Here is a 21780-nt window from a genome sequence, read left to right as displayed (position 1 = left end):
ATTAAAATGAGTACAGAACATACAGCAGTTGCTCCTGTTTCTTTAACAGAGGGGGCAATCAAGGAACTAAATAAATTAAAGGATCAACAAGAAATCTCTGATGATTTTGGTTTACGTGTCGGTGTTGAAGGCGGCGGTTGTTCCGGTATGAGTTATATCTTGGGCTTTGACCAGAAAAAGGACGGCGATAACGAATACGAAATTCAAGGAATCCGCATCTTTATGAACAAAGCACATGGCCTATATCTTGCCGGAATGGAAATCGACTTCAAATCGGGACTCGATGCAAGGGGCTTCACATTTAATAACCCCAATGCAACAAGTACCTGCGGATGTGGAAGCAGTTTTTCAGCATAACTGAATTTCAGTACAAATGAAATAAGAAAGGGACTGCCATAGGTAGTCCCTTTGTCGTAGTAGACACCACACTCATTTTTTGTCGGTTGATCGAGGAGAGATTTCAAAAAGTTCGACCTCGATTTAATGAGATTAGTACAACAAAGCCCTCTTTCATTTTCCATCATAAATCACTAAATTAGCGACCTTTATAAAAGAAGCATACAACAGTCTGATGTACAAAGAATATAAGCAGTTAAATTTACCCGAGATAGGTAAAGAGATTTTGACCCGTTGGGAACAGGAAAAAATATTCGAAAAAAGTATCAATAATCGTCCTGAAAGCAAGACCTATACATTTTTTGAAGGTCCGCCTTCTGCAAATGGCATGCCCGGGATTCACCACGTGATGGCACGTACGATTAAGGATATTTTCTGTCGTTACAAGACTTTGAAAGGTTACCAAGTGAAAAGAAAAGGCGGCTGGGATACCCATGGCCTGCCCATTGAACTTGCTGTCGAAAAAGCTCTTGGAATCACAAAAGAGGATATCGGCAAAAAGATTACCGTAGAACAATATAATGACGCTTGTCGCAAGGAGGTAATGAAATATACCGATGTATGGAATGACCTAACCACCAAAATGGGGTATTGGGTTGACCTTGAACATCCTTATATTACTTACAAGAATGAATACATCGAAACCTTATGGTATTTATTGAAAGAACTTTACAAAAAAGGTCTTTTGTACAAGGGTTATACGATACAGCCTTACTCTCCGGCAGCAGGTACGGGATTGAGTTCACATGAACTTAACCAGCCCGGCACCTATAAAGATGTGAAAGATACCACCATCGTTGCAGAATTTAGACTGATCAAAAGTCAGCTTCATCCAGCTATAGAAAAATTAGTTGACGACGATGCGGAGGATGTTGCATTCATTGCCTGGACCACCACACCATGGACTTTACCATCCAACACAGCTCTGGTTGTAGGCAAGAAAATAAATTATGTGAAGATCCGAACGTTCAATAAATATACCGGTGCGCCTGTATCCGTCGTATTAGCGAAAGATCTGATCAGCAAACATTTTAAAGCAGAAGGCGAAAATGCATCCTTCCAAGACTATAAATTGGGCGACAAAGTAATTCCTTGGGAGCTTGCAGCAGAATTTGTGGGCGAAGAGCTTGTTGGCTTGCGTTATGAGCAATTGTTGCCTTATATCACCAGCGAGGATTTACAAGAAAATGCTTTCCGCGTTATTCCAGGCGACTTTGTTACGACCGAGGATGGTACGGGTATCGTCCATGCAGCCCCTACGTATGGTGCGGATGACTTTCGTGTCGCAAAAGAACATGGTGTACCGGGCATCTTGGTAAAAGATGAAAACGGAAAAGAGGTTCCTACTGTGGACCGTACGGGACGTTTTGTAAGTGAAATCACCGATTTTGCCGGAAGATTTGTCAAAGAGGAATATTACAGTGCAGAGGAACGTTCAAAAGAAGATTTCAAACCCACAGACGTGTTGATCTCTATCAAACTAAAAGAGGACAACAAAGCTTTTGATGTCAAAAAATATGAGCACACCTATCCGCATTGTTGGCGTACAGACAAACCTGTTCTTTACTATCCGCTAGACAGCTGGTTTATCCGCACCACAGCAGTGAAAGAAGATTTGGTTGCCTTAAATAAAACCATCAACTGGAAACCTGAAGCAACCGGTACCGGCCGCTTTGGAAACTGGTTAGAAAACTTGGTAGACTGGAACCTTTCGCGTTCGCGTTACTGGGGAACTCCACTTCCTATCTGGCGTTCAGAAGACGAAAATGAAGAGGTTTGTATCGGTTCCTTACCTGAATTAAAGTCTTTATTGGAAGCTTCTTTGACCTCTGATGTTTTGTCTAACGATGAAAAAGCGAAGAATAAAGCTTATTTGGATAAATTCGACACCGAGCAACTGGATCTTCACCGTCCATATGTGGACGATATCGTCTTGGTTTCTGATGCCGGACAAAAGTTATTCCGCGAACCTGATCTGATCGACGTCTGGTTTGATTCGGGGGCAATGCCTTATGCGCAATGGGGACTGGATCACGAAAAATTAGCCAAAGGGGAACAATTTCCTTTTAAAGCTGGATTCGATCATGCATACCCGGCAGACTTTATTGCTGAAGGGGTTGATCAAACACGGGGCTGGTTTTTCACCTTACATGCGATTTCTACGATGATGTACAAATCGGTTTCCTTCAAAAACGTCGTTTCCAATGGCCTGGTATTGGATAAAAATGGAAATAAGATGTCCAAACGCCTGGGCAACGGTGTGGATCCATTCTCGACGATCGATCAATACAGTGCCGATGCAACACGCTGGTACATGATCAGCAATGCCGCTCCATGGGACAACCTTAAATTCAATATGGAAGGGTTGGATGAAGTCCGTCGTAAATTCTTTGGTACTTTATATAATACCTACGCTTTTTTTGCATTGTATGCCAATATCGATAAGTTCTCCTATGCAGAATCCGATATTGCGTTGGAGAAACGTCCTGAAATTGATCGTTGGATTATCTCCTTGTTAAATTCGTTGACCAAGGAAGTAGACGAATACTTGGCGGATTACGAGCCTACAAAAGCAGCGCGTGCTATTCAAAACTTTGTTGATGAACATCTCAGCAACTGGTATGTCCGTCTTTGCCGTCGTCGCTTCTGGAAAGGAGATTATACAGAAGACAAAATTTCGGCCTATCAGACACTTTATACATGTCTTGATACGATTGCGAAATTGATGTCGCCAATATCACCTTTCTTCTCGGACAGGTTATTCCTGGATTTGAATGCAGCAACGAATAAGGAACAAGTTGAATCCGTTCACTTAGCGAATTTCCCGGTTTACAATGATAGTCTAGTCGACAAAGATCTGGAAGAACGTATGGCGTTAGCGCAGGACATCTCGTCTTTGACACTTTCCTTGCGTAAGAAAACCTCCATCAACGTACGTCAACCATTAAACAAAATTTTGGTTCCGGTACTTGATAGTGCCTTCCAGGAAAAGGTAGAAAAAGTAAAAGATCTGATACTTTCGGAGACGAATATCAAAGATATCGAGTTTATTACGGACACCACCGGTATCATTAAGAAAAAAATAAAACCAAATTTTAAAGCTCTTGGCGCGAAAGTTGGTAAGGATATGAAGTTAGTTTCTTCGTCTATCCAATCGTTGACTATAGATCAAATAAGTTCATTGGAATCAACAGGCGAATTGGCCCTAGCAGGCACGCCATATACGATTCTATTGAGCGATGTAGAAATTATAGCAGAAGACGTCGAGGGATGGCAGGTAGCGAACCTAGGTAAATTGACCGTAGCATTAGATGTACATATCACCGAAGAATTGAAAAAAGAAGGTTTGTCAAGAGAATTGATCAACCGCCTACAAAATCTAAGGAAGGATAAAGGATTAGAAGTAACTGATAGAATTAACGTAAAGTTAACAGCTGCTTCAGAAGTGGTTAATGCTGCCAACGAAAATTTATCGTATATTTGCACCGAAATTCTGGCCGATTCATTGGTATTTGAAGATTCACTAACTGAAGGAGAGACCATCGAGATCGATGGCAAAGAACTTAAGGCATTAATCCAAAAAAATTAAATTATGGCAAACAACAACGAGAAAACACGCTATAGCGATTCAGAATTACAAGAATTCAAAGATATTATCTTGGACAAGCTTAGAATAGCAAAAGAAGAGCTTTCCTCGTTGACCGCAACGCTAAATAACAGTAATGCTAATGGTACCGACGATACTGCTGGAACGTACAAGACATTGGAAGACGGTTCAGCTACTTTGGAAAAAGAGCAAACAAACCAATTGGCTGCTCGTCAAAAGAAATTTATCGACAACCTAGAAGCAGCGTTGGTGCGCATCGAGAACAAAACGTATGGTATCTGTAGAGAAACAGGGAAACTGATTCAAAAAGAACGTTTGAAAGCTGTTCCACATACAACGTTGAGCATCGAAGCGAAAAACAAACAATATTAATTTTAGGCATTAAATATATGGTCTTTGTTTAGGCAAAGACCATTTTTATAACACAATGAAGGGTTATACGAAACCGATCGCGCTTATTGTCGCGATACTTTTAATAGACCAATTGTCGAAGATCTGGGTTAAGTTATCCATGACAATCGGACAAAGCCACCATGTATTGGGCAAATTTTTCCAGATTCATTTTATTGAAAACAATGGAATGGCCTATGGGATGGAATTTGGCGGTGATTATGGAAAATTATTTTTGACGGTATTTCGTATTTTAGCCGTAGCGGGTATTGGATACGGCCTGCATTACATGATCAAAAATAAGTACAACCGGGGTTTCATCTTAAATGTTGCCTTAATTCTTGCCGGTGCACTTGGAAATATCATCGATTCTGCTTTTTACGGTGTCATCTTTAGTGAAAGCACCTGGTATGATAAAGCGAGTTTGTTTCCAGCAGGTGGTGGTTATTCTTCCTTCCTACACGGGAAAGTAGTCGATATGCTTTATTTCCCATTGATTCAAGGTAACTTCCCTTCTTGGGTGCCCTTTTGGGGCGGTGAAGAGTTTCTCTTTTTCCGACCTGTATTCAACATTGCAGACTCGGCGATTTCTGTTGGGGTGGTTTTAATCCTGTTATTTCAAAAACGGTATTTTAAAACCGAAAAAGAAGAAAAATCCAGCATACACAGCGAAATCGTTGAAGATTAACGAAATATTCCTTAAAAGCCTTGTTAATCGCAAGGCTTTTATTTTTTTTACATATAACCCAATACAACTTCTAAACTCTACTATTCGCATGAAAAACATTAGTCTACTTCTGACACTTTGCTGCCAACTAGGAATCCAAATAGCACAGGCGCAGCAGATCGAAGTTTCCAACTTAAAGAAACATATTTATTACCTCGCTGACGACAAAATGCAAGGACGAGGAACGGGCAGTAAGGAAGTCTTTAAAGCTGCAGATTATATTGAAAAGGAATTCAAAAAATACAAACTTGAGCCTAAAGGTGAAAAAGGCTACCGCCAATCCTTCAAAGCCAAAGTCTGGAAAGTAAAAGTTGCAGACAGCATTCGCAATGCAGATAATATCATTGGATTTCTTGACAATGGTGCCGACTTAACAGTTGTTATAGGCGCACATTACGATCACCTGGGAACAGGTCGTCAAGGAAGCTCAAAGGATTCCCTAGGAGTAGGCAAAATCCATAACGGAGCCGACGATAATGCCTCTGGTACCGCTGGTTTATTGGAGCTCGCACGTTACTTTAGCAGCAACAAGGAAAAAAAACCTTACAACCTATTATTTATCGCTTTCGGGGCAGAAGAATTGGGATTAGTAGGTTCAAAATATTTTACGGAACACCCTACGCTCCCATTGGAGAAAATCACAGCCATGCTGAATATGGATATGATTGGCCGTTATAATCCCAGCAATGGCCTTGCTGTAATCGGCTATGGAACAAGCAGTGAATGGCCGGCTATATTCAAAGATGTTCAGGCCCCTATAAAATTTAATCTTAGTAAGGATGGTAATGGCGGATCTGACCAAACTTCATTCTACAAAAAGAATATACCGGTGTTGTTTTTCCATACTGGTGGACACCCAGACTACCATATGCCGACCGATGATGCCGATAAAATTGATTACAATGCTTTAAAATCCATTTTAGATCTAGAAAAAACAGTGGTTGAAAATATCATGAAACAATCCAGTAAAATGGACTTTATATGGACCAACTAAAACAAAAAAAGCGGATTTGTCTTTAACAGCAAGTGATAATCTAGCTTTTTATATGCTCAAATGCTATAACAGAGATTAGTCCACGAGTTTGTAGACATACACGAATAAACTAAACAGCGCACTTAAGTCCCTGCAAACGAGTCTTTATAAACGGGTGCTTGGATATCATTTAATTATTGTTGATGAAAAAAATACTAGTGACAGGATCCAATGGATTCCTCGGCCAAAAAGTCGTTGATTTACTTGCAAAAAATGACCAATATGATGTTGTTGCCATTTCGAAGGGTCCAAATCGCAACCCGAATCAAGTGAATTATACTTTCTATCAAGTAGACCTATCGGATCGGGAAAAACTGACAGATTTTTTAGCTGCACAAACTTTTGATGCAATTGTACATACAGCAGCCATGACAAGTGTGGAAGCTTGTGAAGCAGATCAAGCCGCATGTCAATCGCTTAACGTCGATCTTGTGGCCTATCTTGCCTCCTATTGTACTACACATCAGACCCAATTGGTCCACTTATCTACGGACTTTGTATTTGATGGCAAAAAAAATGCCCCTTATAATGAAACAGATCTTCCCAATCCACAAAGTGAATATGGGAAAAGTAAATATGCTTCCGAACAAGTGCTTGCACAATCGGGCTGTCATTATGCTATCCTTCGCACAATATTAGTCTATGGAATCAATGCTGACCCCAATCGTTCGAATCTCGTATTATGGGCCAAAAGTAAGTTGTCACAAAATGAACCTATAAAAGTAGTCAATGACCAATGGAGAATGCCTACCTTTGTGGATGATTTAGCTTATGCTTGCCAACTCGCTATTGACCGAGAAGCACAGGGAATATTTCATATTTCAGGAGCAGAGCTTATGTCAATCAATGAGGCTGTCTACAAAATTGCAGACTTCTGGCAACTAGACAAAGGATTGATTTCGGAGATCAGCGCTGCCAGCATTGGACAGGCAGAAAACAGGCCACGGCAGACAGGCTTTGATCTGACTAGATCTAACGCTGAATTGGGTTATGTGCCGACGTCATTTACGGATGCTTTGGCAATCATAGATCATCAATTCAAAACGTTTGGACGATAATGACAAAAAATGATATGATAGAGAAATTTGCGCGAGAGTCATACACAGAGATGAACGAATTGGTATTACCCAACGATACCAATACATTTGGAAATTTGATGGGTGGCCGTTTATTGTATTGGATGGATATCTGTTCGGCTATTGCTGCTCAAAAACACTGTAGCAATGTCGTCGTCACAGTATCTGTTGACAACGTATCTTTTAAGCGCTCCATTAAACTGGGTGAGGTCGTCACGATACAAGCTCAAGTAACACGTGCGTTTAATAGTTCTTTGGAAGTACGCATGGAAATTTTCGCATCTAATTTACCGGAAGGCACCCGTGTAAAAACTAACGAAGCTTATTATACCTTTGTTGCTGTTGATGCGGATAACAACCCCAAAGCTGTGCCGGTACTAATTCCTGAAACAGACATAGAACACAAAGCTTACGAAGATGCATTACAACGAAGAGAGCTGCGCCTTATTCTCGCGGGGAAATTAAAGCCTGAGAATGCAAAAAAATTAAAAGCGCTGGTTAGTCTTTTTAGCCAAAAGAATTAATACCTAATTTTTATGGCTTACATACCGTGCAAATAATAAAAAAGGGAAAACAGCTTGTTTTCCCTTTTTTGTTATATCCCCATACACTGGGTTTATTTATTTGCGGTAGTTTACCCGTTACCGAGCGCTAAAATCCGATCAAACTCCTCCGGCTTCAACGGCATCACAGACAGACGCCCCTGTCTGACCAAAGCGATATCCTGCAACTGCGCATCAGCCTTAATGGTTTCCAACGTAACGGATTTCTTCAGCGTCTCTACAGGTGCCAGATCCACAACGACCCAACGCTCGTCATCTGTTGTCGGATCCTGATAAAATTCCTTGACGACTTTGGCCACGCCGACAACTTCTTTTCCTTCATTGCTATGGTAGAACAGGACCAAATCACCTTCTTTCATAGCTTTGATATTATTCCTAGCTTGGTAATTACGAACACCATCCCAAAATGTACGGCCATCTTTATTAAATTGTTCCCAGCTATATTTAAATGGTTCAGATTTTACTAAGAAGTATTGCATGGTCAAATTTCTGTTAAGCGTTTAAAACTATTGTTGTGGCATTAAAACTTCCATTTTATCTGCAAAATGCGCACAGTAATCACGCAAGTCGCCAATAACCTTTTCTGCCATTGGATCACCGCCTGAAGAACGGATAAAGGAGTCGCCCAATGTTTGAAGTGTTTCATAGAAAAAACGTTTCATCTCATCGTAAGGCATATCTTTAGTCCAAAGATCGATACGCATTGAATTTTTATAATGTGAATCCCATAGGGCTAAAAACATGGCTTTTGCAGGTAATTCCTCTGCATTATTTCCATCTGTAGACGACCACATGATATTTTCAGGCACGTTGTTTTCATCTAACGCTACCTGTAATTTTATTTCAGCTTTTTTCATTTTAATATTATTGAGCTATTTTTATTGAGCTATGTTTTTTGAAACAGAGACTATATTTGTCATCGATTTACAACCTAACTCGTCTTTATTTTTAAATTTTACCTTTTACCCAAAGGTAACTTTAACAATTAAACTGGTGACACAAACGACTATCAAAAATGCCAATTGTAATAACCACATTTTTTTATTTGGCTTTACAAAGACCCTAAATACAATATCAATGACTGTCAATATCAACAACAATAGGATAAATGCACCCCATGTAAATAAGGCCTTTTCATCATTGGGGTTTTCCATAACAAACCAGGCAACAAGGCATGCACTAGCGATATTTAGTGGTGTAAAGCGCACAATAAATTAACGTTTTTTAAAATTACGATTTGCTCCCCCCGATTTTCCACCTGCAGATTTACTTTTACTTTTTGCTCTTGGTTTAAATCCCGAAGCTCGTTGTGCCTCGCGCACTTCTTTCTGTTTGATAACGTATTTTTTCTCGTGAAAAGCACCTTGGAAATCAGGATCATCTTTTCGCTTTTGATTATCAATCTCGCGCGCAATATCCTGTTTTTCATGAAAAGGTGTTTTCTCGATAAAGACATCCTCTGGGAGTGCGTGCACAGGGATACTTTGCTTGATCAATTTTTCGATTTTGCGAACATAATATTTCTCGGCCTCATTACAGAACGTGATGGCGTCCCCCTCATTGAACGCTCGCCCGGTACGTCCAATACGATGTACGTAATCTTCAATAACAATAGGTACTTCAAAGTTGATCACATGGCTTACATTAGAAACATCAAGTCCTCGCGCCGCCACATCCGTTGCGACCAAAATCCGGATATTTCCTTCCTTAAATGCATTAATAGAGTTGATGCGTGTGTTCTGGCCTTTATTGGCATGAATAACACGAACCTCATCTTTACCATATTTGCGTTCCAAAAAGTGGAAAACATTATCTGCTACCTGCTTTGTTTTACAGAAAACAATCAATCGGCTAAACGCTTCATCATCTTTTAGGAGATGTTGAAGTAAATTCAATTTTGTCTTTTGGTTGGGAACGATATAGAGCGCCTGGCTTACCGTCTTCGCTGGTGTAGCTTGTTCGGACACTTCAATAACCGTCGGAAATGCTAAGAAATCGCCTGCAATTTTGCGGACAAGCTCACTCATTGTTGCTGAGAACAGTAAGTTCTGCCGTTTGCGTGGTACAATTTCAAGCACGCGATGGATCTTACTGATAAAGCCCATATCCATCATCTTATCGGCCTCATCTAAGACCAAAAATTTAAGTGACTTAACGCCAATATGTCCTTCCAGGTACAGGTCCAAAAATCGACCCGGAGTTGCAACAATAATATCCACTCCTTTTTCGAGTGCTTCTATTTGAGTTTTTGGCCCTAATCCACCATAAAGTACCACTGAACGCAAATCAAGATAAGTAGAAAACAGTTTAATATTTTCTTCGATTTGCATGGCCAATTCCCTCGTTGGTGTCAAAATCAACGCACGCGCATCATTTCCCTGAGCATACTTTAGCTTCATCAGCATGGGCAAAACGAACGCCGCCGTTTTTCCAGTTCCAGTCTGAGCGATACCCATCACATCCTGCCCGGCCAATATTGGCGTAATTGCCTTTTCCTGGATCTCTGTCGGTTGTTGATACCCCGCCTCCGCTATCGCATTTAAGATCTGTTTATTGAATTTAAAATTTTCAAATGATTGCTGCATCTTGCAAAGATAAGGAAAAGAGTCCATTTGACTTTCCTTGACAACCAATACGGTACACATTTACTTTCAATTGACATAAAAATTGGCAAAAAGCATATTATAAAGTCTAATATTTTGGTTTTTAAGAGAATTAAAGCATTTTTGTACTGTATAAACAAACTTTTTATCAGGTTGATATGAAAAAATTATGGATGTGTTTGTTGTTCATCACAACAAGCTTTGCTGCATTTGCCGATGAGGGAATGTGGTTTTTAATGTATCTAAAGCGTCTGAATGAGTCAGATATGCAGAAAAAAGGACTTCGCTTAAGTGCCGAAGAAATCTACAGCATTAACCACTCGAGCTTAAAGGATGCAATCGTACAATTCAATGGTGGCTGTACCGCTGAGATCGTTTCTGATCAAGGATTGGTATTCACCAACCATCACTGTGGATATGGTGCTATTGCAGAACTTTCTACACCAGAAAATGATCATTTAACAAATGGTTTTTGGGCCAAATCCAAAAATGAAGAGTTAAAACCTAAGTCTCTATCGGTTCGCTTTTTTGTGCGTATGGATGATGTTTCAAAACGAATCTTAGGTTTGGTCAACAACAAAATGTCTGAAGATGAACGTAAAAAGATCATTGCTGCTGAGACTGCTAAAATCCAAAAGGAAAATAGCGAAAATGGCAAGTATGTGGTTGAAGTAAAATCGTTCTATCAAGGCAATGAGTATTATTACTTTGTATACCAAGATTACAATGACGTTCGGTTGGTGGGCACGCCTCCAAATAGCATCGGTAAATTTGGTGGTGATACCGATAACTGGGAATGGCCCCGTCATACCGGAGATTTCTCGATTTTCCGCGTATATGCTGATAAAAATGGTAATCCCGCAGAGTATGCACAAGATAATGTTCCTTTGAAACCGAAACATTTCCTACCTGTCAGCTTAAAAGGTGTTCAAGAAGGAGATTTTGCAATGATCTTAGGATATCCAGGTCGCACCAATCGTTGGATGCCTTCTGGTGGCATCAACCAAAATGTTAAATTCGCTTATCCAGCTTGGGTAGAAGCTTCTAAAACAGGTATGGATGCCATGAAAAAATTCATGGACCAAGACCAGGCAGTCAAATTGAACTACGCTTCGAAATACTCTCAAGTAGCGAATTACTGGAAAAACCGTCAAGGAATGATTGACGCTTTGACATTACATAAAACGGCGGAAGCGAAAGCAAAAGACGAAGCTAAATTTGACAAATGGGCAAATAAAGCTGCTAACAAAGCAGAGTACGGTGATGTCATCAAAACAATCAACGAATTTTATGCTTCGACAAACGAGAAAGCTAGACATGACAATTATTTAATGGGCATGCTGCGTTCTAGCGCAATGGCAGCGTTACCGTATACAATCGGATCCGGTTTAGAAGTTTATGCTGCTGGAGATGAAGCAAGAAGAAATGCTATTCTTCCTCGTTTAAAGTCGGCCATCGATGCAGGTTATGAAAAAATGTATATGCCGCTTGAAGAGCAGGTATTGATTGACGAATTGAATCTTTACGCTAAAAAAGCAGGAAATATTGCACCATATATTGCAGAATTGGCGGCTAAAAACAATGGCGATTTTACGGCGTATGTCAAAGAATCTGTGAAGAACAGCATCTTCGCTTCAGCGGAACGTTTGAACAATTATCTGGCTACCCCTAACGCTGAAATCTTAGCCAATGATCCATTGTATAAACTTTCTTCGGCCCTACTTAACAGATATCGTCAAGTAGATCCTAGCTGGAAAGCACAAGACGACAAATTTGAAGGTGCTTATCGCAAATATGTTGCTGGTGTATTGGCTTCTAATCCAAAAGGTAAATTCTATCCGGATGCGAACAGTACTTTACGTTTAACTTACGGCTCGATCAAAGGCTTACCACAAGACCCGCGTAACGATGCTGACAAGAACTTTTACACGACGTTAAAAGGTACTATTGCAAAATACAAAAAGGGCGACGAGGAGTTTGATTTGCCACAGCGTTTGATGGATCTGTACAATAATAAGGACTATGGCCGCTATGCGGACAAAAAAGGACATTTACCAGTAAACTTCCTAAGTGACAATGACATAACAGGCGGAAACTCAGGTTCACCAGTGATAAATGGCAACGGTGAATTAATTGGCCTAGCTTTTGATGGTAACATTGAAGCAATGGCTGGCGATGTGATCTTCGACCATAAGCTACAACGTACAATTTCAGTTGATATCCGTTATGTATTATTTATCATCGATAAATTTGCCGGTGCAACTAACATTATTGACGAACTTAAGATTGTTGAATAGTTTTTTTTAAGCTTTTTCGATAAAAAAAAACGAAATTTATTTTCTATTTGATTCGTTTTTGTATATTTAAGGAGTGTTTAGGAAAAACCATAAAAACTAAAATTATAATTATAAAAAAATGGAAAACTACGTAAAATTAAAAGAGTTAGTAGCTTCTATCGAAGCTGATGCAGACAAGTTCTTCAACAATGGTAATTCTGCAGCTGGTACACGTGTACGTAAAGGATTACAAGAAATCAAAACCTTAGCACAAGAACTTCGTAACGAAGTTACTGCTAAGAAAAACGACGGAAAATAGTTTTTTTTCGAAGTTAGACATAAAAAGGGCCTTTCAAATGAAAGGCCTTTTTTGTTGGCTTTTACAGAAATGTACAGGCCATCACCAAATTATAAATCTTAATACCCAGGTAATCACCGAAAGAGGACTTCAGTTTATCATAAACCTGCTGCCTGGTCAAGGGTTTATCTTTCTTTTTCAACAATGTTGCCGATGAAGGATTTACAGCGCCCAATTCCACCTTTGTCGCAAACATATTGTAATGTAGTTCTGGAACGGCCAAACCAAGGATCATCCCCGGTAATCCATTAAAGGCCGAAGGACCTCCTGAAACAGGGATTTGATCCGTATAAAAAGCAACGGCATAGATGGAATCCAATACAAGTCCATTGGCCCTGCGGCAGGGATAACCTGCAATTTCACGGTACTCATTCGTAATTTTCCACTTGATCTTCAATGTCGAATCCGCCACGACAACCCTTTCCCCACCTAACTCAAAGACAGAATTAAAGGCTTTACTTTTCAGATTCTGATAGCCACTTATCCCCGACTCAAAAATTCCAGAGCGCATCAAGCCACTAACAACGTCCGAATACTCTTCAGCAATATGCTCATAGAGCACCTCATCATTGGAGAAGGTCAGTTTCTTTTTCAACACCTGATTTTCGGGAATCTGCCCCATCATTTCTTTGATGGAGTTTCGTGTATCCTCGTCTTTTGCATAAGTTGCATAGCGTTTGAGGAGGTTTTTAAGAAACACAGTCTTGTCATACGTAATTGTTCCTTGTGTAGGAAAATAAGCATATTGTCCAACAGCTGTAGCTCCCCAGAAAAAGAACAGCAATAGGACGAGTAAATTTTTGATATCTTTCATTTTATTTCGATTTTACGAGCATTTTATTTATTTCCCAAGTGAGCTTAACCATATAATATCTACTGATTGTATTGTATCGGCGTTCGGTCAGTAGTGTTCCATTTTGACTTCTGTCAAAACCCACATTCTGTTTGAAGAGGTCATTAACCATAAAGGTCAATTCGAGCTTTTCATCTTTTCGGAATTTTTTTGACAATGCAGGGCTCAGCACAAATCGTTCAAATTTTTTACTGTACACCGCCGTGGGTGCCTGATACGTATAGCTAAAATCTGCCCGCACAATAAATTTTGCCGGAAGAAAATACTTTAGGTTTCCTTCAGATGAAAACGTAAATCCCTTACTATCTTCCATTGCACCGATGGAATTGTCTTGTATAAGATATCCTGGAGACAATTCAATACCAAAGTCCAAGCCTTTGGTGGTCGATCGCTGTAGACTATAATTGATCGCATAACGCTGCACTTTGGCATTCGCCAAAACAGTATTGACATAGTTATAATTGTTGCTGAAAGATACCGATGGACCGCCACCATGTCTCAATTGAATTTTTTTCCATAATTTGCCGTAATACATTGGCCTGATGCTAATTTGATTATTGCTGTTATGATTCAAATTTCCCCAGACAAATGTCGTCTTGCCCAATGAATCAATCGTTGTATTTTGCACCAAAGCATTGTTGGTACGTGATGCACTCAAAAATATACCTATAAACTTATCTTCCAACACGGAATACGTTCTAAAGCTTAGATTCAAATTATTGGTGTAGGAGGGTTTCAAATTTTCATTACCTAGATATTCATTCAAAGGGTCCAAATTCGACCGGAGTGGCTGGATCTGATTCAAAGAAGGCAAACCATTGGTACCCTGATATTCCAGATTGATCGATTTATTTTTTTGTATTTCATAATTAACATTAGCCACCGGATTATAGACAAAAAAAGATCGTGAGAGTCTCGAATTTTCCATCCGGTTTAACTGTGACAGATTACTGTTTTCGAACTTATTCGAGACATTGATCACTAGCTTTTCCAGGGGTTTATAATTAATTGCGAAATTATAGGTGTTTTTTATCGTTTTATATAAGAAATCATTGCTATACAAACTATCTAGCCTATCAAAAGTACCGGTATGCTGATTTTTATCGAAAGATCTAACTGCGTTGTTATTTCTGTTGAGATTCAATCCATATTCAAAAGAAAGGATCATCTTTTTTGAAATCGGTTCGGAATAAGCGAATTCACCGCCCGTGGAAAAAGAGCTGTTTTTCACAAATTTCTTCTGGTCGAGAGTCGAATCTCTTTCAGCATTCCCTTCTTTGTAAAATTTGAGTTTAGAAAACAAATCTTGCTCACCATCCTGTTTATTACCCGATGTAAAATAGTTGAATGATAACGAACGGCCTTTCTTTTTAAAACGTCTTACATAGAGTGCTGAGGCATTATACTGTTCTGACTTAGAATCGTTCGTAAACTTCCGCATGTTATTGTTGATCTTTTGATCAAATTGATTTACAGTAGTTGATTGTGTCTCTGAAGAACTATTATCATGTCTTTTGTTTGCACCTGCCCAGACCGTTAAATCCGACATGGAATCGACCTTAAATTCATATTTCAAACCAATATTATGCCTTCTGTTCTCATTTGACGCCAATGTGCTGCTATTGCTAGTCAATATCGTGTCGCGTGCCGCATTGCGCGTAAACACACTGCGATCCAGATCAACATCAGATCGGATATGCTTATAGTCGATCCGCCAAGCATGTTTTTTGTTAGCGGTTTTATCTGAATATAGAAATCCCGTATTCAAGGACTTAGGAATACCTTCACCATTAAAATTATCGCCTCTATCGTAGTCTCCCCCCATGTTTGATACTTCCTCATAACTGAGCCCACTCTTGCCTGTATTACTTGCAATCAAATAAGCCGAAGCTTTAAACGATTGGTTAAAATAGTTCAAAAAGCCCTGTCCAGCGTAGAATTTATCGCTACCTCCACCGACATCAACTTTTCCGAATATTCCGCGTCTAGCTTCCTCTTTTAGTTTCACGTTGATTGTCTGTGTACGTTCACCGTCATCAATTCCTGTTTTCTCAGCCTTATCAGACTTCTTTTCATAAACCTGAATTTTATCAACCATATCAGAACGAATATTCCGGCTTACTAAAATGGGATCGTCACCAAAGAACTCTTCCCCGTCAACAAGCATTTTCTTCACTGTTTTTCCTTGGGCAGTAATTTTTCCAGAGGCATCGACGGTAATCCCAGGTAAGACTTTCAACAAATCTTCAACTTTGGCGTTCTTTTCCACTTTAAAACTTCCAGCATCATATTCCGTTGTGTCCCCCTTGATACTAATGGGCACCCGTCCCATTACAATGACTTCCTCCAGCAAGGTTGCGCTGCTGGTCATTCCAATAGATAGGTTATTGTAATGCTGCCCTGGCAAGATCTCCGCGTAATATTCACCATACTTCGGATAGGTGACAATGATAAAATATTGTCCCGTATCTGGTCGCTCAAGAGAGAACTTACCTTGTTCATCTGAACGGGTAAAATTGGTCAAAATAGAATCTTTGGCAGTTAACAACATAATGGTTGCATTATGCAGCTTAAGCTGATCCTTTACATCACTGATTTTTCCTTCAATTCGCGATTGAGCATGAACTATTCCGCAGAAACAGAATAAAAGAAGTAAAAGTAGTTGCCCCACTCTTTTCATAATATGGTTTTGGATAGTATATAATTATATAAATAATAAAATTCGTGCACAAAACTAATATTTTGTTTCAGTTAATTTTAGTTTATCTCAAAAAAAATACAAGCAATAAAAAGGTATTAAAAAATAAAACAAACAATTGACTAACAATGCAATACAAAATAAAAGCCATAAAAAAAGCTCTTCTTTTGAAGAGCTTTTTTATCTAAACAGTTAGAAATACACAACATATGATGTGAATAGCATACTGTGATTGTTATAAATTACCGAGTTCCATAATAAATTGAACAGTTTCTTTATTCATGTGTTGAGACAGCACACTTGTAATCTGATCTGTCATGGCCTTTCTTGTCATTCGTTTGACTTTGGTATTCTCGAATTTCTTTTTGTCCATCACTACGGTGTTGCTGAGTTCAACTTTTGTTGCAAAATAGGAAACGTGCTGACTAGGTACAACCAAGCCTAAAATCATTCCGGGGAGACCATTGATGGACTCTGGGCCACCACTGATCGGAATTTCATTGCAGTAATATCCAATGACATAAATGGAATCCGGTGTAATACCATTGGCTCTCCTGCAATTGTACCCAGCGATCTCACGGTATTCATCGGTGATTTTCCATTTGATACGCTTCATGGAATCCTGAACAATAATTTTTTCACCTACAATATCATTGTATCTCAAAAAAGATCGGTTGGACATATTTGAAAGTGTGGATGCATCAAAGTCTAGCGCAAGCATCATAATATACTGCTTAATCTCCGCATCCAGGCTCTCGTCTTTTACCGACTCAAACAAAGTCTCCGTGGTATTAAATTTCATAGACTTCTTTAACACGGCACTTTCTGGTAATCTCGGTATTATACGCTCAAAAAATTGTTTTGAGTTATCATCGGCTTTAGCGATGAATTTTTTACTTACGATATTCTTCATATACATCGTCTTATCGTAGGAAATAGTTCCCGATCGACCAAACAACGTATACTGTGCTTTAAGACCAAAGGCTGAACAACAGAAGAAGAGAAAAAAGATATATTTTAACATTGTATTTCGCTTAATATTTTATAAAAACATTTTTGTAAAATCCCATGATAGTTTAAGCATATAATATCTGCGTATCGTATCATATCGACGTTGCGTAAAGACAGAAGTCGATGCCGAACGACTAAAGCCCTTGTTTTGGTTAAGAACATCATTGATAATAAAATCCAACACCAACGATTCATTTTTCAAGAATTTCTTGCTTACACCCGGATGCAACAAAAACTGCTCAAACTTCTCATCAAAAGCTTTGGTCGCTGCCTCGTAGGAGTAGGTATAATTCGTGTAAACCTTAAATGTTTTGTTGAAGAAATACTCCACACTTCCGTTGGACGCGAATACGAAACCATTGCTATTGGTATTGCGTTCCAAACTTGATTTCATCAAACGATATTGTGGACTAAAGTTCAGGTCAAAATTTAAACCTGTCTTGGTATCTCTTTTAAAATTATACGTAAAATTAAAGTTCGTCGTATTTACTTTATTCAATTGGTGATTGAACATATTATAATTATCACTCATATTCACATAAAACTGTGGCGAGTTGGACAGGCCAAGTTTTTTGCTCAACTTGAAATAAACTCCAGACCATACGTTCAGGGAAGTATTGGTCTTACCCTCAACGTTATTCCAAGTATATGTATTGATCCCGTTCAATGTATCAATATTTTGTGTTATCGGGTTTCTTTCGGTAGAAATATTACCGCCGACATACACGTAATTCCCGGTCAACACACGGAACGAATTATAATTCAGATTCAATGAATTTCTAAAAGAAGGTTTTAGGTTTTCATTTCCCAAATAGCGATTAATCTGGTCTGAGTTGTCTAATATCGGTTGGATCTGGCTCAAAGAAGGCAATTGATTTTTACCGGTATAATTCATCCATAACCCCTTAGTTTTTGTAAAGGAATAGCCTGCACTTACATTTGGATTGTAAGTAAAGTAACTTCTTGTAATCCCCTCGCTTGTATAGTTATTGAACTGTTTCAATTTGTCATTATTGAAATTATTAGCCACAGTGAACTTAAATTTTTCAGTTGTATGGACTATAGCCAATTTGTACCTATTGCTGCTTCTATCAAAATCATAGTTATTACTGAAACGACGATCCAATTGCGTGTAATTTCCCTCTCCATCCTTATTGAAAGACTCCACGATGGAACTACTATTACTTTGCTCAATTCCAGTTCCCACAACAAGGTTCCAAATTTTGGACAAAGGTTCGGTATAGGAAATTGAAGCGCTTAGCACATCACTTGTATTGTTACGTACCTTACTTTGATCTGTAGTTGAATCTGTTTTTAAGCTATAATTTCTCAGGTCAGAATTTAAATGCCCAGTACCTTTCATTTCATTTCTTTTCCATTGACCATCAAATGTAAAAGAACGTCCCTTTTTCTTGAATTTATGGGTAAAATAGGTACTCAAGTTGAACTCGTTGATATTATTTTTCACCAATTCCCTTGTATTCTCGGCAATGGTTGTGTCTGCGTTTTGGCCAAACTGATAAGCTTCACGTTTGTTATCTGACCAAAGATTCTTTCTTGATGCTCCACCTCGTATGGTTAGGAGATTTAACGAATCTAATTTCAGGTCATATTTCAGATTCGCACGATGCTGGTCATTTTCGGAATCTATATTCTTCACCGATTTGTTATTGATCAAACCTGTTGTAATCGTCTCATCATTTCCATCACTGCTCAATCTTCCGTATTTATAGTTAATGTTGACTGTATGTTTATCTTTATCAAATTTATCCGAGAAGTTAACGCCCGAATTTATGGCTTTAGGTACACCAATAACTCCTTGTCCAGAAAAAGGATCCGTAAAATTAGACCAGCTCATCGATCCGTCATCACCATAGGATACACCTGAATCACCACCATACTTTTGGGCATCCTGCCAGTTCATGCTTGTGGTACCATTATTACCGAAAAGCCCATAAACTGATATTTTTTGCGAACCCTTAAACTTGTTCAACATCAATTGCCCCATATAGTAGTCGTCGGTTCCACCACCAAGAAGCGCTTTTCCGAACATGCCATTTTTAGAGCCTTCTTTTAGCTTTACATTGATAGTTTGCTCACGCTGACCATCATCCACTCCTGTTCGCTCTGCCTGCTCGGATTTTTTCTCGTAAACCTGAACTTTATCCACCATATCCGATCGGATGTTGCGCGTTACCAGCGTCGGATCATCGCCAAAAAATTCCTCGCCGTCTACCAATACTTTTTTGACTGTTTTACCTTGTGCAGTAATCTTTCCAGATGCATCAACCGTGATGCCGGGCAAAGCTTTCAACAGGTCTTCAACTTTGGCATTCTTCTCAACTTTAAAACTGCCGGCGTCATATTCAGTGGTATCACCTTTAATGGTGATTGGGATACGGCCCGTAACGATGACTTCTTGTAATAATGTAGCTGTGTTTGTTAGGCCAATAGCCAATTTGGAATAATCCACACCGGATTGGATCTCCGTATAAAAATCACCATACTTGGGGTAACTCACAATAAGCACATAAGATCCTGTATCGGGCTTGGCTAAGGAAAATAGACCATTTTCATCAGACCGGGTAAAGCCTGTTAATATAGAATCTTTAGCAGTCAATAGCATAACTGTTGCGTCTGATAACTTTAGTTGGTCCTTTACATCACTTATTTTTCCAGCAATCTTGGATTGACCCAAAGCCAGACCAGGAATAGCAAAAATGAAAAATAAGAGCATTTGTAAAACTCTTTTCATAAAATTGTTGGATAGTAAATTAATATCAATATAACATTAGTAGATAAAACCAATGTTTTGTTACAGTAAATTTAATTTTATTTCTAAAAAAACTAATTTTGGCCCACGCCCCCACTATTTGAACGAAATAGGAAGTCCTTTGTACAAAAACTCAGGTCCTATACCTTTACTCAAAAAAAGATTTTTTGCTAGACTTGATAATGTTTTTTCTGTTGCATATTGATCAACCGCCACAACTGCAGACAAAAGAAGCATATCAATAGGGCAAAAGATATTTGACAAGCTATCGCACTATAATTTTTAAGATCCGGGGTTATATCTGCAACTTCAATTTTGGCCATCAGATAATTATTTAACAGGATTCCGCAAACAGTCCCAAGGAGAAAAAATGTAATCGCATACTTTTTATTTGACAGGGCTTTTTCTTTATCTTTCTCAAGCGCTAAGATGCTGCCCATGATCCGTTGTTCAAAATCGTCGAATGGCATTTCTATTTTGCTCATTTGCATAACCCTTCTGAATTTTTCCTGCTGCTTATCCATAATACTCTGCTTTTTTAATTAACTGACTCAAGATGATCTGCATATTTTTACGGGCCCGGTGTAAGATCACTTTTGTATTTGCCAATGTCCAGCCCATAATTTCCTGAATTTCATCCATAGACTGTTCTTCTAAATAAAATAAACGTAATGCAACAGATTCCCGGGCGGGCAGGATAGTGAGTGCATCGTTGATCATTTCTTTTCTTTCATGCGCGATTATTTCATCTAATACAGAATCCTCATGCGATGTGTCATGGTGGGAAAGATCAAAATTGACCAGGTCCAGTTTCTTATGTCGAACGGCATTAAAAGCCACATGCACCACAATCCGGTAAAACCAGGTACTAAATTTAGATTTCCCTTTAAAGGAAGACAGCGATTGATAGCATTTTATAAATGCATCCTGAACGGCATCTTCTGCCAAATGCTCTTCCTTCACAATAGAAAGAGCGACAGAAAATGCCATATCCTTATACGTTTTTATAAAATAACGATAAGACTCCACATCACCTGACAGAACTTTTCGAATATAGATTTCATCCATTGACGGGTTAAATATCGCGTTTTTTATCCAATCGGTTAGCAATTATCATCGCAACTCCTGCAGAAATAATCAAAATTGCTACGGCAAGTGAATCTGGCAAGTCTGTATTGATATAGTTATCCAAAATCCCGACAATGAACAGGCCTACTCCGATACCAAGGACCAAAATTCCTGGTTTTTGCCAATCCAAAGACTCCTTTTTCCTACTTTCGCTAGGTAGGTGTACTGTGGCACTTCGATAACGCATAATAAAATAAACACACAAGGTAATACACGTAAATAATCCGACGCCCAAAACGGCTGCTACTGATTGCTTTTCCATAATTATTTGAATTAGTTTTTACATTA

The 21780-nt window shown here is 38.9% G+C and carries 19 protein-coding genes; 9 read left to right on the top strand and 10 right to left on the bottom strand.

Annotated elements, in window-relative coordinates; translation table 11 throughout:
* Positions 1-6: 6 nt before the first annotated feature.
* The 7 genes from B3297_RS05170 (at position 7) to B3297_RS05140 (ending at position 7753) form a co-directional block, all read left to right on the top strand.
* Positions 7-357 carry a HesB/IscA family protein gene (locus B3297_RS05170; RefSeq protein ID WP_046674047.1) on the top strand — a complete coding sequence of 117 codons (351 nt, stop codon included), beginning with the start codon at positions 7-9 and terminating at the stop codon, positions 355-357.
* A 214-nt stretch (positions 358-571) separates the two neighbouring features.
* Positions 572-3985 (top strand): isoleucine--tRNA ligase, encoded by a 3414-nt coding sequence (gene ileS, locus B3297_RS05165; RefSeq protein ID WP_286778535.1) that lies wholly within the window; start codon positions 572-574, stop codon positions 3983-3985.
* 3 nt (positions 3986-3988) lie between these two features.
* Positions 3989-4375 (top strand): TraR/DksA family transcriptional regulator, encoded by a 387-nt coding sequence (locus tag B3297_RS05160; protein ID WP_046674049.1) that lies wholly within the window; start codon positions 3989-3991, stop codon positions 4373-4375.
* Positions 4376-4430: 55 nt separating this feature from the next.
* Positions 4431-5081: a lipoprotein signal peptidase gene (locus tag B3297_RS05155; protein WP_070562322.1), complete on the top strand. Its 651-nt coding sequence runs from the start codon at positions 4431-4433 to the stop codon at positions 5079-5081.
* An 88-nt stretch (positions 5082-5169) separates the two neighbouring features.
* Positions 5170-6114 (top strand): M20/M25/M40 family metallo-hydrolase, encoded by a 945-nt coding sequence (locus B3297_RS05150; RefSeq protein WP_286778534.1) that lies wholly within the window; start codon positions 5170-5172, stop codon positions 6112-6114.
* A 182-nt stretch (positions 6115-6296) separates the two neighbouring features.
* Positions 6297-7211 carry an SDR family oxidoreductase gene (locus B3297_RS05145; RefSeq protein WP_070562316.1) on the top strand — a complete coding sequence of 305 codons (915 nt, stop codon included), beginning with the start codon at positions 6297-6299 and terminating at the stop codon, positions 7209-7211.
* Positions 7212-7225: 14 nt separating this feature from the next.
* On the top strand, positions 7226-7753 hold the full coding sequence (locus B3297_RS05140) for an acyl-CoA thioesterase (RefSeq protein ID WP_046674180.1): 528 nt from the start codon (positions 7226-7228) through the stop codon (positions 7751-7753).
* Positions 7754-7863: 110 nt separating this feature from the next.
* Here B3297_RS05140 and B3297_RS05135 read toward each other — a convergent pair whose 3' ends face one another.
* The 3 genes from B3297_RS05135 to B3297_RS05125 form a co-directional block, all read right to left on the bottom strand.
* A complete protein-coding gene (locus B3297_RS05135) occupies positions 7864-8271 on the bottom strand; it encodes an EVE domain-containing protein (protein ID WP_070562313.1) in 408 nt (135 codons plus the stop codon).
* 27 nt (positions 8272-8298) lie between these two features.
* Positions 8299-8649: a gliding motility protein GldC gene (gene gldC, locus B3297_RS05130; protein ID WP_046674054.1), complete on the bottom strand. Its 351-nt coding sequence runs from the start codon at positions 8647-8649 to the stop codon at positions 8299-8301.
* A 357-nt stretch (positions 8650-9006) separates the two neighbouring features.
* Positions 9007-10377, bottom strand: coding sequence for a DEAD/DEAH box helicase (locus B3297_RS05125; RefSeq protein WP_070562365.1), 1371 nt, complete (start codon positions 10375-10377; stop codon positions 9007-9009).
* Between the two features lie 176 nt (positions 10378-10553).
* On the opposite strand from B3297_RS05125, the gene B3297_RS05120 reads away from it, so the two are divergent.
* Together B3297_RS05120 and B3297_RS05115 are read left to right on the top strand one after the other, a co-directional pair.
* On the top strand, positions 10554-12692 hold the full coding sequence (locus B3297_RS05120; RefSeq protein WP_046674056.1) for a S46 family peptidase: 2139 nt from the start codon (positions 10554-10556) through the stop codon (positions 12690-12692).
* A gap of 118 nt (positions 12693-12810) precedes the next feature.
* Complete coding sequence (locus B3297_RS05115) at positions 12811-12990, top strand: histone H1 (protein ID WP_070562307.1); 180 nt, start codon at positions 12811-12813, stop codon at positions 12988-12990.
* A 61-nt stretch (positions 12991-13051) separates the two neighbouring features.
* Here B3297_RS05115 and B3297_RS05110 read toward each other — a convergent pair whose 3' ends face one another.
* The 7 genes from B3297_RS05110 to B3297_RS05080 all read right to left on the bottom strand — a co-directional run bounded on the left by B3297_RS05110 (position 13052) and on the right by B3297_RS05080 (position 21754).
* Positions 13052-13843 carry a GLPGLI family protein gene (locus tag B3297_RS05110; protein WP_070562305.1) on the bottom strand — a complete coding sequence of 264 codons (792 nt, stop codon included), beginning with the start codon at positions 13841-13843 and terminating at the stop codon, positions 13052-13054.
* Between the two features lies 1 nt (position 13844).
* Positions 13845-16562, bottom strand: a complete 2718-nt coding sequence (locus B3297_RS05105) for an outer membrane beta-barrel protein (RefSeq protein ID WP_286778533.1) — start codon at positions 16560-16562, stop codon at positions 13845-13847.
* A gap of 253 nt (positions 16563-16815) precedes the next feature.
* Complete coding sequence (locus B3297_RS05100) at positions 16816-17604, bottom strand: GLPGLI family protein (RefSeq protein ID WP_070562299.1); 789 nt, start codon at positions 17602-17604, stop codon at positions 16816-16818.
* 18 nt (positions 17605-17622) lie between these two features.
* Positions 17623-20346, bottom strand: a complete 2724-nt coding sequence (locus tag B3297_RS05095) for an outer membrane beta-barrel protein (RefSeq protein ID WP_159332733.1) — start codon at positions 20344-20346, stop codon at positions 17623-17625.
* 188 nt (positions 20347-20534) lie between these two features.
* Positions 20535-20888 (bottom strand): hypothetical protein, encoded by a 354-nt coding sequence (locus B3297_RS05090; RefSeq protein WP_115047277.1) that lies wholly within the window; start codon positions 20886-20888, stop codon positions 20535-20537.
* On the bottom strand, positions 20881-21432 hold the full coding sequence (locus B3297_RS05085) for an RNA polymerase sigma factor (protein ID WP_070562291.1): 552 nt from the start codon (positions 21430-21432) through the stop codon (positions 20881-20883). Before B3297_RS05085 ends, B3297_RS05090 begins: the two co-directional genes overlap by 8 nt.
* 7 nt (positions 21433-21439) lie before the next feature.
* On the bottom strand, positions 21440-21754 hold the full coding sequence (locus tag B3297_RS05080; RefSeq protein ID WP_139144912.1) for a hypothetical protein: 315 nt from the start codon (positions 21752-21754) through the stop codon (positions 21440-21442).
* Between the last annotated feature and the right edge of the window lie 26 nt (positions 21755-21780).

The sequence above is a fragment of the Sphingobacterium sp. UBA3519 genome (genome assembly GCF_002377215.1).
GTDB lineage: Bacteria > Bacteroidota > Bacteroidia > Sphingobacteriales > Sphingobacteriaceae > Sphingobacterium > Sphingobacterium multivorum.
Note: the sequence above shows the minus strand (reverse complement) of the source record. Positions and strands in the feature narration are given on the sequence as shown.

Bases quoted from the DNA above. Each gene is read 5' to 3' on its own strand.
- B3297_RS05170 (WP_046674047.1), top strand. From the start codon at position 7: ATGAGTACAGAACATACAGCAGTTGCTCCTGTTTCTTTAACAGAGGGG.
- ileS (WP_286778535.1), top strand. From the start codon at position 572: ATGTACAAAGAATATAAGCAGTTAAATTTACCCGAGATAGGTAAAGAG.
- B3297_RS05160 (WP_046674049.1), top strand. From the start codon at position 3,989: ATGGCAAACAACAACGAGAAAACACGCTATAGCGATTCAGAATTACAA.
- B3297_RS05155 (WP_070562322.1), top strand. From the start codon at position 4,431: ATGAAGGGTTATACGAAACCGATCGCGCTTATTGTCGCGATACTTTTA.
- B3297_RS05150 (WP_286778534.1), top strand. From the start codon at position 5,170: ATGAAAAACATTAGTCTACTTCTGACACTTTGCTGCCAACTAGGAATC.
- B3297_RS05145 (WP_070562316.1), top strand. From the start codon at position 6,297: ATGAAAAAAATACTAGTGACAGGATCCAATGGATTCCTCGGCCAAAAA.
- B3297_RS05140 (WP_046674180.1), top strand. From the start codon at position 7,226: ATGATAGAGAAATTTGCGCGAGAGTCATACACAGAGATGAACGAATTG.
- B3297_RS05135 (WP_070562313.1), bottom strand. From the start codon at position 8,271: ATGCAATACTTCTTAGTAAAATCTGAACCATTTAAATATAGCTGGGAA.
- gldC (WP_046674054.1), bottom strand. From the start codon at position 8,649: ATGAAAAAAGCTGAAATAAAATTACAGGTAGCGTTAGATGAAAACAAC.
- B3297_RS05125 (WP_070562365.1), bottom strand. From the start codon at position 10,377: ATGCAGCAATCATTTGAAAATTTTAAATTCAATAAACAGATCTTAAAT.
- B3297_RS05120 (WP_046674056.1), top strand. From the start codon at position 10,554: ATGAAAAAATTATGGATGTGTTTGTTGTTCATCACAACAAGCTTTGCT.
- B3297_RS05115 (WP_070562307.1), top strand. From the start codon at position 12,811: ATGGAAAACTACGTAAAATTAAAAGAGTTAGTAGCTTCTATCGAAGCT.
- B3297_RS05110 (WP_070562305.1), bottom strand. From the start codon at position 13,843: ATGAAAGATATCAAAAATTTACTCGTCCTATTGCTGTTCTTTTTCTGG.
- B3297_RS05105 (WP_286778533.1), bottom strand. From the start codon at position 16,562: ATGAAAAGAGTGGGGCAACTACTTTTACTTCTTTTATTCTGTTTCTGC.
- B3297_RS05100 (WP_070562299.1), bottom strand. From the start codon at position 17,604: ATGTTAAAATATATCTTTTTTCTCTTCTTCTGTTGTTCAGCCTTTGGT.
- B3297_RS05095 (WP_159332733.1), bottom strand. From the start codon at position 20,346: ATGAAAAGAGTTTTACAAATGCTCTTATTTTTCATTTTTGCTATTCCT.
- B3297_RS05090 (WP_115047277.1), bottom strand. From the start codon at position 20,888: ATGGATAAGCAGCAGGAAAAATTCAGAAGGGTTATGCAAATGAGCAAA.
- B3297_RS05085 (WP_070562291.1), bottom strand. From the start codon at position 21,432: ATGGATGAAATCTATATTCGAAAAGTTCTGTCAGGTGATGTGGAGTCT.
- B3297_RS05080 (WP_139144912.1), bottom strand. From the start codon at position 21,754: ATGGAAAAGCAATCAGTAGCAGCCGTTTTGGGCGTCGGATTATTTACG.